Origin of the sequence: Vreelandella titanicae BH1, assembly GCF_000336575.1 — a bacterium.
GTDB classification, from domain to species: Bacteria; Pseudomonadota; Gammaproteobacteria; order Pseudomonadales; family Halomonadaceae; genus Vreelandella; species Vreelandella titanicae.
The window spans coordinates 64012-77037 of sequence record NZ_AOPO01000010.1 but is presented as its reverse complement, the minus strand read 5'-3'; the positions used below and the strand labels follow the sequence as shown (position 1 = coordinate 77037).

10 protein-coding genes are annotated in these 13026 nt (G+C 57.0%); 7 read left to right on the top strand and 3 right to left on the bottom strand.

The window, feature by feature from the left end:
• Window positions 1-230: 230 nt before the first annotated feature.
• From HALTITAN_RS16880 to HALTITAN_RS16850, 7 genes are all read left to right on the top strand, one after another.
• Window positions 231-1931, top strand: coding sequence for a SulP family inorganic anion transporter (locus HALTITAN_RS16880; RefSeq protein ID WP_027959558.1), 1701 nt, complete (start codon window positions 231-233; stop codon window positions 1929-1931).
• A 238-nt stretch (window positions 1932-2169) separates the two neighbouring features.
• Window positions 2170-3330, top strand: coding sequence for a TAXI family TRAP transporter solute-binding subunit (locus HALTITAN_RS16875; protein ID WP_009287820.1), 1161 nt, complete (start codon window positions 2170-2172; stop codon window positions 3328-3330).
• A gap of 50 nt (window positions 3331-3380) precedes the next feature.
• Window positions 3381-5390: a TRAP transporter permease gene (locus HALTITAN_RS16870; protein ID WP_039859832.1), complete on the top strand. Its 2010-nt coding sequence runs from the start codon at window positions 3381-3383 to the stop codon at window positions 5388-5390.
• Between the two features lie 62 nt (window positions 5391-5452).
• Window positions 5453-6871, top strand: coding sequence for an enoyl-CoA hydratase/isomerase family protein (locus tag HALTITAN_RS16865; protein ID WP_039859831.1), 1419 nt, complete (start codon window positions 5453-5455; stop codon window positions 6869-6871).
• A 3-nt stretch (window positions 6872-6874) separates the two neighbouring features.
• A complete protein-coding gene (locus HALTITAN_RS16860; RefSeq protein WP_009287819.1) occupies window positions 6875-8068 on the top strand; it encodes an acyl-CoA dehydrogenase family protein in 1194 nt (397 codons plus the stop codon).
• A 7-nt stretch (window positions 8069-8075) separates the two neighbouring features.
• On the top strand, window positions 8076-9194 hold the full coding sequence (locus tag HALTITAN_RS16855) for an acyl-CoA dehydrogenase family protein (protein ID WP_039859830.1): 1119 nt from the start codon (window positions 8076-8078) through the stop codon (window positions 9192-9194).
• Window positions 9195-9229: 35 nt separating this feature from the next.
• Complete coding sequence (locus HALTITAN_RS16850; RefSeq protein ID WP_039859829.1) at window positions 9230-10009, top strand: enoyl-CoA hydratase/isomerase family protein; 780 nt, start codon at window positions 9230-9232, stop codon at window positions 10007-10009.
• On the opposite strand, the gene HALTITAN_RS16845 is transcribed toward HALTITAN_RS16850, so the two are convergent.
• From HALTITAN_RS16845 to HALTITAN_RS16835, 3 genes are all read right to left on the bottom strand, one after another.
• Entirely contained in the window at window positions 9991-10950 is a 960-nt protein-coding gene (locus tag HALTITAN_RS16845) for an NAD(P)H-dependent flavin oxidoreductase (RefSeq protein ID WP_039859828.1), read from the bottom strand. The two genes, HALTITAN_RS16850 and HALTITAN_RS16845, sit on opposite strands and share 19 nt — an antisense overlap.
• 204 nt (window positions 10951-11154) lie before the next feature.
• A complete protein-coding gene (locus tag HALTITAN_RS16840; protein ID WP_039859826.1) occupies window positions 11155-12081 on the bottom strand; it encodes an electron transfer flavoprotein subunit alpha/FixB family protein in 927 nt (308 codons plus the stop codon).
• A gap of 70 nt (window positions 12082-12151) precedes the next feature.
• Window positions 12152-12901, bottom strand: coding sequence for an electron transfer flavoprotein subunit beta/FixA family protein (locus HALTITAN_RS16835; protein ID WP_009287816.1), 750 nt, complete (start codon window positions 12899-12901; stop codon window positions 12152-12154).
• Window positions 12902-13026: the final 125 nt, after the last annotated feature.

Sequence of the window (13026 nt, the reverse complement as noted above, 5' to 3'; positions counted from 1 at the left end):
AAATACTACTTCTGAGGGGTTCAACCCCCTTTGCGACTAAGCTTAGCGTGTAACGCTTATGAAAGAAGTAGCACTTTGGGGGAAGGAAGTAGCACTTTTGGCGAAGACACAAATCCTATAAGCGCTTGGTCATCATTGGGTTACCGCAGTAAAAATGAATATAAGCACTGCAATGAAATGGAATATCCCTTACTCTCTTGGTTCTGCCACTTCTACAACACCAGGACCCCATGCTAAAGCGCTACTTGCCGATCCTGACATGGCTCCCCCACTACCATAAACGCCTATTGGGGGCAGACCTTTTGGCGGGCTTGATCGTCACCGTGATGGTCATTCCCCAATCGCTGGCCTATGCGCTGCTAGCCGGGTTACCTGCGGTGGTGGGTCTCTACGCCAGCATCCTGCCTCAACTGATCTATACCCTGTTTGGCACCAGTAAAACCCTCGCGGTCGGGCCGGTGGCAATCATCGCGCTGATGACCGGTGCCGCGCTCTCCTCAGTAGCAGCCGCGGGTACGGAGACCTACTTACAGGCAGCGCTGATCCTGTCACTGCTTTCCGGTGGCATGCTGGTCGTGATGGGGCTGCTGAAAATGGGCTTTTTCAGCAACTTTTTAAGCCACCCGGTTATCTCCGGCTTCTTAACGGCGTCGGGTATTTTGATTGCGGCCAGCCAGCTTGGCAGCCTACTGGGGGTTGAGAGCAGTGGCTTTACCCTGGTGGAACGTCTTATCACCCTGGTACCAAACTTAACCACCTTTAACTTACCCACCCTACTGATTGGCAGTGGAACCCTGCTGTTTTTGATTGCCATGCGGCGCCACGGTAAAGCCGCCCTGCTCACGCTGGGCCTGCCACGCACTCTGGCGGACTTGATCGCCAAAGCGGGGCCAGTCTTTGCGGTCGTGATTACCACCCTGGTGACCTGGCATTGGCAGTTGGCCGATAAAGGCGTCTCCGTAGTAGGGCAAATTCCCGGTGGTTTACCCTCGTTAAGCTTTCCTTGGGCGGACTACTCGCTATGGCGGGCACTGCTAATCCCAGCGCTGCTGATTAGCCTGGTCGGCTTTGTGGAGTCGGTCTCCATGGGCCAGATGTTGGCCGCTAAACGGCGCCAGCGCATCTCTCCCAATCAGGAACTAGTGGGCCTGGGCGCCAGCAATTTAGCCGCCGGGTTTTCCAGTGGTATGCCGGTAACCGGTGGTCTGTCCCGCACCGTTATTAACTACGATGCGGGTGCGCAAACACCTGCCGCCGGTGCCTTTGCGGCGCTAGGTATTGCGCTGGTCACCATGTCGTTTACCGGTTGGCTCTACTATCTGCCCATCGCGACCCTGGCCGCAACAATCACCGTCTCGATTTTGACACTGGTAGACATCCCCATGCTGCGCCAAACCTGGCGCTACTCCCGCAGCGACTTTGCCGCCATGGCGGTGACGATTCTACTCACGCTGTGCGAAGGCGTTGAAGCCGGCATCATTAGCGGTGTGACACTTTCTATTGCGCTATTTTTGTACCGCACCAGCCGCCCCCATAGCGCCTTGGTAGGCCGTGTGCCCGGTACCGAACATTTTAGAAACACTACCCGCCACGATGTCGAAACGGTCAATACCGTTGCCCTCTTGCGCATCGATGAGAGCCTCTACTTTGCCAATGCACGCTATTTGGAAGACACCGTTTATAACCTGGTGGCGAGCCAACCCGAGCTTGAGCACGTTGTGCTGATCTGTTCGGCGGTCAACCTGATCGATGCCTCGGCGCTAGAGAGCCTGGATGCGATCAACGCCCGTTTAAAAGACTCCGATGTAAAACTGCATTTATCCGAGGTCAAAGGCCCGGTAATGGATCAGCTTAAGAAGAGTGACTTTCTGGATGCACTGACCGGACGGGTATTTCTAAGCACCTACGCCGCTTGGCGTGAGTTTTCTTAACAGTATTGCTCTCGCTACCGCTCTGAAAAACCAGGCTTTTGCCTGGTTTTTTTATGCCTGTTGTTTACTAACGGACACCTCTGATGACAACGGCATTGACAGCCACCCAGCGGCTTCTCTACTATCACCCGACCATTAAGCAAAATACAATACCGCACAGCAAAACACATTCAATCAAATAACCAGCAACTAAACGTCACCATCAACGTCACTACAACCACAATAAAGGAGCATCCCAATGCGTCCCTTCGCTCAACGCCTACTTATTGCCGCCTTACCTCTATCGCTACTCGGCGCAGCCGTCAGCCACGCCAACGAAATTGAACTGCCCGGCACCATGGCCTGGACGGCCTATGGCACCAACTCAAGCGGCTATGCCCAAGCCGTCGCCATCGGCAATATGTTGCAGAACAAATACGATTCGTCTGTACGTATTCTGCCGGGTGATAACGATGTATCACGCATGACGCCGCTCAAGCAGGGCCGCGTTGACCTTTGCGCCTGTGGGATCGCCAGCTACTACGGAGCGGAAGGTGTGATGATGTTTGCCGACCGTGACTGGGGCCCTCAGCCGCTGCGCGTGATTACCACTTCCACCGCCTCTTTTGGCCTCTCCCTTGCGTTCGCGGGCGACCTGGATGTTGAAACGCCCGCTGACTTGGCGGGCAAACGCATCGCCTATATCCGTGGCGACGATGCGCTCAATAAAGGCACAGAGGCGTACCTCGCCTTTGGCGGTTTAACCTGGGATGACGTAGAGCGGGTTGATTACCCCGGCTACGGCCGCTCGTTCGACGGCATTATCGCTGGCGATGTGGATGCCTCCTTTACCACAACGGTCACCCCGCCCGCCCAGCAGTTGGCCAGTAGCCCTCGCGGCATTAGCTGGCCAGTGCTAGACCCCAACGACGAAGCCGGCTGGGAGCGCATGGCCGCCGTTGCGCCCTACTTCCGCCCGCACGAAGTCACGTCTGGGGCTGGTGGCATCAGCGCCGAAAACCCGGTGCCCAGCGCTAGCTACCCATACCCCATTGTGGTCGCCAACCAAGACCTGGATGACAACGTCGCTTATGGCCTAATCAAGGCCATGCAGGAAAATTTCGACGACTACAAAGATAACGCCCCAGGGGCGCTTGGCTACGCCTTGGAACAGCAAGATCTTCAATGGGTAGTGCCGTTCCACGATGCGGTCGTGGAGTACTACAAAGAGATCGACGTATGGACTGATGAAATGCAGGCCCATCAGGATAAGCTAGTTGAACGTCAGGATGTACTGCTAAGCGCCTGGGAAAGCTTTATGCAAGACGCCCCCAGTGATGACGAGGCGTTTACTGCCGACTGGATGGAAGCCCGAGCCACCGCGCTTAGCGATGCCGGTTTCGAACCGATCTTCGAGTAATACGCCACGGGGCGGCACTTGCCGCCCCCTGCTGATTGACGGATGCCCTCATGACCACAGATACCTCACCTGCCAATAATCAGCAGGTTAAAGAAAAAATCAGCCAAATTCGTCAGCTTCCCCCTGCGCTGCGCTGGATCCCCGCCACGGTCACCGTCATCTTGATGGCGATGACGCTGGATTATCTTTTCAACGTTGGCTTACTGACGTTCGTAACCGGCTTGGAAACACAGTTCTACTATGCCGTTGTGGCACTACTGCTACCGCTGGTTTTCTTGCTTTGGCCCATGCGGAGTCGCCAACAAGAACAGCCTATCCCTTGGTACGACTACCTATTGAGCGCTATAACGCTAATCGTTGGCGGCTATTTTGTTTATAACGCAGTCCCTATTTTAGAGCGCGGCTGGGCGTTTTCTGCGCCTGAGATCGCTATTTATGCCAGCTATGCCTACTGGCTGCTCATTATCGAAGCGGCCCGCCGGGCAGGCGGTTTACCGATTGCTATCATTGCGGGGGTCTTCTCTCTTTACCCGCTGGTGGCGGATATCGTCCCCGGCCCTATCCAGGCGTTTCCTTCGACGCTTGAACAGACCGCTATGTACCACACCATGAGTACCGAAAGCATCATGGGGGTGCCGCTGCAGGCGTTCGCGGGCCTGGTGATCGGCTTTTTGATCTTTGGTGTCGTGCTGCAAAAAAGCGGCGGCGGTAAGTTTTTTATCAACCTGGCATTTGCGCTGCTGGGCCATGTGCGCGGCGGCCCCGCTAAGGTGTCGATTTTCTCCAGCGGCCTGATGGGCTCGATGAGCGGCAGCGTTATTAGTAACGTACTAACCACCGGTGTTTTGTCGATTCCCGCCATGCGTCGTATCGGTATGAGCCGCTCCTTTGCTGGCGGTGTGGAAGCCTGCGCCTCAACCGGCGGTGTATTGATGCCACCGGTGATGGGCGCAACCGCTTTCGTCATGGCCATGTTTCTCGACATTCCCTATTCCGCGGTAGCACTGGCTGCCGTCATTCCTTCAATTCTGTATTTCTTGGGTCTGTTTATTCAGATTGATGCCTACGCGGCCCGCCACGACATTAAAGGCTTGCCCGCCGTTGAACTGCCTTCGCTATGGCAAACCCTCAAAGAGGGTTGGTACTTTATTTTTGTCTTTGCTTTATTAGTTTGGATGCTGCTGATTATGCAGCGCGAAGCCGTGGCACCTTTCTACGCCACCGCGCTGCTGTTGGTGCTCAACCAGCTTTCCAAACATAACCGCTGGGGCTGGAAGAATGTAGCCGATACGCTGTCGTCTGCGGCCAAGCTGTTTGCCGAGTTAATCGCTATTTTGGCTGGCGTGGGCATGCTGGTGGGCGCACTTTCGATGACCGGCCTTTCCGGCACCATCGCTAACGACTTTATCAATATTGCCGGTGGCAGCGTGCCGCTGCTGCTGATTATGGGCGCAGTTACCAGTTTTGTGCTGGGTATTGGCATGACCGTGACGGCTGCCTATATCTTCCTCGCCGTTGCTCTAGCCCCTGCACTGATTCAAGGCGGCGGACTGGATCCCATGGCCGTACATATGTTCATTCTCTATTGGGGCATGCTGAGCTTTATTACCCCGCCAGTGGCACTGGGTGCCTTTGCCGCGGCTACCGTGGCCGGAGCCCGGCCCATGGAAACGGGCCTGCAGGCGATGCGTCTGGGTAGCGTGATCTACTTTATTCCCTTCCTATTCGTACTCAACCCCGCGCTGATTATGCAGGGCGCGCCGCTGATGATCGTGGCTGTCTTTATCCAGGCGGTCATCGGCATCATCCTGTTTGCTTCTGCCATGCAGGGTTACCTGATGGGGGTTGGTCGACTGGGCTATGGCGCACTGCAAGAGATCGTGATTCGTGCCTTGATACTGATCGCTGGCCTACTACTGGCGCTACCGGGTGGTGGGATGGTGCCGCTTAGCCAGTGGGAATTGATCGGTCTGGCCGCAGCCGCGCTGGTACCCGGTGTTTTGATGGCACGCTTAAGCCAGCGCCACCATCGGCGTTCGCAAAGCGCCTCTGTTGCGTAACAGATGGGGCGCCAAGCGTACTCTTTTCAATTCACTATCATGCGAAATACGAGAGCCTAACTATGTCCGTTCATTATCAGCGTCACGGCGATGTAGGCGTTATTCAAATAGCCAATCCGCCGGTCAATGCCTTAAGTCACGCGGTACGCGGTGGCTTAGTCGATGCGCTTAAAGAGGGTGTTGCTGACACAGATGCTAAAGCGCTGGTCGTGCTCGCCGATGGCCGCACCTTTATTGCCGGGGCAGATATTCGTGAGTTTGGTCAGCCGCCTCAAGCCCCTCTGCTGCCCGATGTGATTAACCAACTGGAAGCCTGCCCAAAACCGCTGATTGCCGCCCTGCACGGCACAGCCCTGGGCGGTGGATTGGAAGTGGCTTTGGGCTGCCACTATCGAGTGGCACTGGCGGGAACCCGAGTGGGTCTTCCGGAGGTTAAGCTGGGTCTACTGCCCGGCGCTGGTGGCACCCAGCGTTTGCCGCGTTTAGTAGGCGTTGAGCGCGCCTTAGAGATGATCACCAGCGGGCGTTTTGTGGAAGCAGAAGAAGCACTTGAGGCAGGCATTATCGACGCCATTAGCAGTGCTGAAACGCCGCTTGAAGCGGGTTTAGCGGCCGCCCAGGAAGTGCTGGCAGGCGCCCAAACGCCCCGTATCACCGGCCAACTTCCTGCCCCGGCGGCGAACCCCCAGGCCATCACTAAGACGTTGGATCAGCTTAACCAACAGTCTTCCGAACTGTTCTCGCCGTTTCGCATTGTCGAAACGATTCAGGCCTGCGTGGATGCCGAGTCACTGGAGGCTGGGTTACGCCGCGAGCGGGAGCTGTTTCTAGCCTGTATGGACTCCCCCCAGCGCGCCGGGCTTATTCATCTGTTTTTTGCCGCACGCAGCCCGCACCTAGTGCCCGACGTTGAGAAAGCCAGTGCTTTTAAACACGTTGCGCTGATTGGTGAGCATCCGCTCTTTGAACGCCTGCAAAAGGCCGCGCAAAAGGCAGGCATTAGCTTAACCAACGCATCCAACGAGGCCACCGAGCTTTGCCTACTGGGGCCAAATACGACTCAGGATTCCCTCGCGAATTGCCCGGTTGTTACACTGGAAGAGATTGGCAGTGCCTGCTCCACCGCTAGTGCACTAAGCCTGATCATTGCTGAAAATGGCCAAATAGGTGAGTTAGTCAATGTAAGCGCAGAGCCACTTACTCAGCAGCGAGCCGCACTGACCCTTAAAGCATTGCGGCTAAACATCGTGGTCAGCCAACAAAAAAGCATACTTCGCGCGATGCATGATGCCATTCAGCAAGCTTCAGCCAGTGAAAAGCAGTCAGCGCTTGAACAGGCAAGTATCAATATAGCGGAACAGGGCTTCTGCTACCGGGAAAGTGACATCGATTTACTCGCGGTGGAAGCGTTTGGCTACCCGCGTCACCTAGGAGGGCCACACCGCCAGGCCACGCTCTCAACTGCTGCTAAGGATGTATAGACCATGAACCTCACCTTTAGCCCCGAAGAGCAGGCATTTTGCGAACAGGTACGCCGCTTTCTAGCCGATGCACTGCCCAGCGATATCAGCCAGCGCGTGCGCTTGGGCCGCCATCTGCGCGCTGATGACTACCTGCGCTGGCAGAATATTCTTAGCGAACAGGGTTGGTTGGCGTCTAACTGGCCAAAAGAGTTCGGCGGCCCAGGCTGGGGGCCGGTACAGCGGCATATTTTCGACGAAGAGTGTGCTGCTGCCCATGCACCTACAGTCGTACCCTTCGGCGTTAACATGGTGGCTCCCGTCATCATGAAATTCGGCAGTGTCGAGCAGCAACAGCACTACCTGCCGCGCATTTTGAGCAATCAGGATTGGTGGTGCCAAGGCTACTCAGAGCCCGGCGCTGGCTCTGATTTAGCGGGCCTAAATACCCGCGCCGTGCGTGATGGCGACCACTATATCGTCAATGGTCAGAAAACCTGGACTACCCTGGGCCAGCACGCCAACATGCTGTTCTGCCTAGTGCGCACCGACCCAGACGCCAAGAAGCAGGCTGGCATCAGCTTTCTGCTGATTGATATGCAGAGCCCCGGTATCACCGTGCGGCCAATTATCACTTTGGATGGCGCCCATGAGGTCAATGAAGTCTTTTTAGACAATGTTCGCGTGCCGGTTGAAAATCGCGTTGGTGAAGAGGGCCAGGGCTGGACCTGCGCTAAGTTCCTGCTCACCCACGAACGTACGGGGATTGCGGGGCTTGGTCACGCCAAGCAGGCGCTGCGCCACTTGAAGTCGCTGGCGAGCCGGATTCAACATCGTGGCAAGCCGCTGCTGGAATTACCCAGCTTCCGCCAGCGGGTAGTGAAAGCGGAACTCGAACTTATGGCGCTAGAAGTGACCAACCTGCGCGTGATTGCCGCGGCCCGGGATGGCGGCGTACCCGGCGCAGAGAGCTCGCTGCTGAAAGTACGTGGCTCAGAGCTTCGCCAGGAGCTAAGCGAACTCACCCGCCGTGCCCTTGGCCCCGCCGCACTGCCATTTTTCCCCGACTTCCTGCATGGCGAAGGCAGCCTGGATGACGAGCGCGCCCAAAGCGCGGCCGCCAGCGCCCAGTACTTCAACCGTCGCAAGCTGTCGATTTATGGCGGTGCCAACGAGATACAGAAAAGTATCGTCGCCAAAACCATTTTAAACATGTGAGGTCACCATGGATTTTGCTTTAACCGACGAGCAGCGCATGCTCGAAGAAACGCTCACCCGTTTGGTGGCCGACCAGGTTTCCCCCGAGCAGCGCCGCGCTATGCTAGCCGCTGCTCCAAACCGCGCTTCTGCACTATGGCGCACCTTTGCCGAGCTGGGTTTGCTGCATATGTCCTTCAGCGAAGACGTAGGCGGGCTAGGCGGCGATGGCACCGACCTGATGATTATTATGCAGGCATTGGGACGAGGCTTAGTGCCCGAGCCCTATCTGGCTGGCCTAGTGCTGCCCGGCCAACTGCTGGCCGTTACCGCCAACAGCGAACAGCAAACCCGATGGCTAGCCCCACTACTTGAAGGTGAGCATCAGTTGGCGCTTGCCTGGCAGGAGATTGGCGCCCGTTACGACGCCTTTACGGTATCTACCCAGGCTACCCAGCAAGGCGACCAATGGCAGTTAAATGGTAAAAAACACGTGGTACTTAACCTTGAAGCCGCTGCGGGTACGCTGGTCAGTGCCCGATTAGCTAACGGCAAGCTAGGGCTGTTTATTGTGCCCGCTGATGCACCGGGCACATCGACGCACCTATATCGCACTATCGACGATCAGCCCGCCGGTGACCTGACCCTGGACAGCGTCAAGCTGCCGTTAACCAACTGCCTGAGTGAAGATGTTAGCGATAAGCTAGCGGAGGTGCTGGCCGTTGGCCGAGCAGCGCTCTGCGCCCAAGCCATCGGCGCAATGGAGGAGGCCTGCGACCAAACGCTCGCTTATTTAAAAGAGCGCAAGCAGTTTGGCGTACCGCTTTCGACCTTTCAGGCCCTGCAGCACCGTATGGTAGATATGCACCTGCACCTGGAGCAGTCCCGCTCCATGGCGATTTTAGCCGCCACTAGCCTCGCACTCCCTGCCAGCGAACGGGATTACAAAATTGCCGCGGCCAAAGCCTACTGTGGCGAGTCGGCTCGCTTTATTGCCGAACAGGCGATCCAGCTGCATGGGGCGATGGGTATGACCGAAGAGTGCTATGTCGCGAACTACGCCAAGCATCTGGTAATGTTCGATCACTACCTGGGCGACAGCGACTATCATCTCGAAACGGTCAGCGAGCTGTTAAAGGTTGCCTGAGAACGTTGCCAGAAAAGCTAATTAGGGAGCGATACATGCCAGATTACGTCGGCGAGTTAGTGACTGTCAGCGCTATTGAAAACGGCATCGTAGAAGTGGCCATTGCACGCCCCGAAGTACGCAATGCGCTGAATGAAGCCACCGCCCTGGCACTCAACGAGGCGCTGGCGGTGGTGGCAGACAATGAGCAAGTTCGCTGTGTGATTCTGCGAGGTGAAGGTAGTGCGTTTTGCGCCGGCGCTGACCTGGCAGAGTTTGAGAAGGCAACGTCTCAGCCTGCGAGCGAACGGCTGGAAACGCTCTTTCTGCCTGCCCTGCGTAGCCTAATGGCAATGAATAAGCCGGTGATTGCAGCGGTTAGCGGTGCGGCTGCGGGCATCGGTGTTTCCTATGTGCTCGCCAGCGATATGGTGGTGATGGGCCACTCCGCCTACCTGAAGCTTGCCTTTATCAATATTGGGCTCATCCCCGACGGCGGTGCCTGCTGGCATCTGGTGCGCCAGCTTGGCCATGCTAGGGCATTTGAAATGGCTGCCCTAGCGACGTCCATTTCGGCAGAGCGATGCGTGGCACTGGGCCTGGCCAACCGGGTTGTCGAAGATAACCAAGTACTAATGGAAGCTCGGTCGTTGGCGCAAGCACTTGTGAGTCAATCGCCCCAGGCGCTAAGCGCTACCAAACGCGCCTTACGGGAAGCTGCCCAGCGCCCGCTAAATGACACGATGCAATTAGAGGGCGAGCTTCAAGATCAGTGCAAAGCGTCGGAAGATTTTCACACCCGGGTGGCGGCGTTTCGTCAAAGCCGCCGTAAATGATCTAACGCTTTCTGGTAATCCTGGCGCAGCGTGGCCACTTCTTCGGCCACGCTGTGCATAGAGGCAATAGCGCCTACGCCCTGCCCCGCGCCCCAGATATCCCGCCACGCTTTTGCCTTACTGCTCCCCCCTGAGCCATAACGCATAGCGGTTTTATCACCTTCAGGCAGCGCATCAGGATCCAATCCCGCCTGCTCGATACTTTGCCGCAGATAGTTACCGTGCACGCCGGTAAACAGGTTGGTATAGACAATGTCGCCTGCCGCTGCGTCCAGCACCATCAGTTTATAGGCCGCTTGAGCGTTTGCCTCTTGGGTGGCGATAAAGCGCGTGCCCATATACACCAAGTCCACGCCTAGCGCCTGGGCGGCAACGATCTGTTCACCTTTGCTAATCGCCCCCGCCAGCACTAACGGGCCATCGTAAAAGCGGCGCACCTCCGCCACAAACGCAAAGGGGTTTAACCGCCCGGCATGGCCGCCCGCGCCGTGGCAGACCAGTATCAGCCCATCAACTCCCGCATCGATCGCTTTCTTGGCGTGCCTCAACGTGGTCACATCGTGAAACACCAGCCCGCCATAGGCGTGCACCTTTTTCACCACCTGATTAGGCGCATGCAGACTGGTAATCACCAGCGGCACCTTGAACTCGGCGCATAATGCGACATCGTGCTCTAGGCGATCATTGGTGGGGTGCACGATTTGGTTCACCGCAAAGGGCGCTGAGGGTTGTTCGGGGTGCTGCTCGTCGTAGTCGGCCAGGGTTTGAGTGATCTGCTGTAGCCAATCACGTAATACATCAGCAGGTCGGGCGTTGAGCGCGGGGAAAGCACCCAGAATGCCCGCTTGGCACTGGGCAATCACCAGTTCTGGCCCGGAGACGATAAACATGGGTGAACCGATCACCGGCAGGGTTAATGAAGCGGTTAGGCGCGTTAGCATGGGAAACTCGCTGGTTGTTATTGTGCGGTGATACTGCAAAAGGCCCCTCTGGGCCTTTCAAGAAGATGTCACACTGCAATGGCATGGTCGGAACAACCCTACGCGGGGGCGCTGTGAACCCATCCATGGGCGCTACTTTCGCCATCCCTGGCGAAAGACCCCCGCTACGGGTTGTTCCGACCAATACGTGGATGCCAGAAGCATTTACAGCTTGCTCTCAAGCTCCGGCAGGATCTCAAACAGATCCCCCACCAGGCCGTAATCCGCCACCTGGAAGATCGGTGCTTCGTCGTCTTTGTTGATCGCGACGATCACCTTGGAGTCCTTCATGCCCGCCAGGTGCTGGATGGCACCGGAAATGCCTACAGCGATATACAGATCCGGGGCAACGATCTTGCCGGTCTGACCGACCTGCATATCGTTGGGTACAAAGCCGGCGTCTACCGCGGCACGGGAAGCACCAATAGCGGCGCCCAGCTTGTCGGCAATGCCGTCGAGTAGCTTGAAGTTTTCGCCGTTGCCCATACCTCGGCCACCGGAGATCACCACCTTAGCACCGCCCAGTTCAGGACGATCCGACTGCGCCAGTTCCTCCTTCACAAAGCTGGACTGGCTGTTGTCCACCACTACGTCGACGGTTTCAATCGTCGCGCTGCCGCTGGTGCCGACCGCATCAAAGCCGGTGGAGCGCACGGTGATCACTTTCAGCGCGTCGTCGCTTTTAACGGTGGCAATGGCATTACCGGCGTAGATCGGGCGCTTGAAGGTATCGGCGCTATCCACAGCGATAACGTCCGACAGCTGGCTAACATCTTTTAGCGCCGCTAAACGCGGCAGGACGTTTTTGCCGGTAGTGGAGGCGCTGGCCAGCACGTGGGTGTAGCCATCGGCCAGTTCGACCAGCAGCGCGCCCATGGGCTCGGCCAGTTGGTGGGCGTAAACGGCGTTATCCGCAACGCGCACTTTGCTTACACCGTCAAGTTTGGCGGCGGCTTCGGCGGCGGCTTGAACGCCTTCACCGGCCACCAGAACGTCAATATCGCCACCGATGGCTTGGGCGGCCGCCACGACGTGGGCGGTGGCGCCGGCCAGCTGGCCTTCGTGTAGATCCGCAAGTACCAGAATGCTCATGGCATCAACTCCTTTCAAAGCTCTTTTCTTAAAGTATGGTTTTCAAAGCACTTATCTTAAAGAGCTTATCTCAAAGAACTTTGGCTTCGTTTTTCAGTTTGTCGATCAGCTCGTCTACCGAGGCGACTTTGACGCCGCCTTTGCGCTCGGCGGGCGACTCTACTTTGAGCAGACTGACCTTGGAGGCGACCTCGATGCCGTAGTCGGCGGGGGTTTTCACATCCAGCGGCTTCTTCTTGGCCTTCATGATGTCGGGCAGCTTGGCGTAGCGAGGCTCGTTGAGGCGCAGGTCGGTGGTGACGATCGCCGGTAGCGTCAGTGCGATGGTTTGCAGGCCGCCGTCGATTTCACGCGTCACATTAACCTTGTCCCCGTCCACCGCCACTTCCGAGGCAAAGGTGCCTTGCGGCAGGCCGGTCAGCGCGGCGAGCATTTGGCCGGTCTGGTTGTTGTCGGTGTCGATGGCCTGTTTACCCAACACCACCAACCCCGGCTGCTCTTCTTCGACCACTTTGGCCAGCAGCTTGGCCACGGCCAGGGATTCGGCGCGCTCGTCGGTTTCGATATGAATGGCGCGGTCGGCGCCCAGCGCCAGCGCCGTACGCAGCTGCTCTTGGGCGGCTTTGGGCCCTACCGTGACGGCGACGACTTCTGTCGCCACGCCCTTCTCTTTCAGGCGTACCGCCTCTTCCACGGCAATTTCGCAGAAGGGGTTCATGGCCATTTTGACGTTGGTAAGATCCACGTCCGAATGATCCGCCTTAACGCGGATTTTGACGTTATAGTCGATGACGCGTTTCACCGCGACGAGTACTTTCATAAGGCGTGCTCCTGGCGATTAAAAATATTCAACCTAGATGATTTCGCATAGCAGAATTATGTTTCACTTTATAAAAAGAACAATAAAAAAACACTGCACAAAGGTCAAGCGCTTCCTCATTCTTA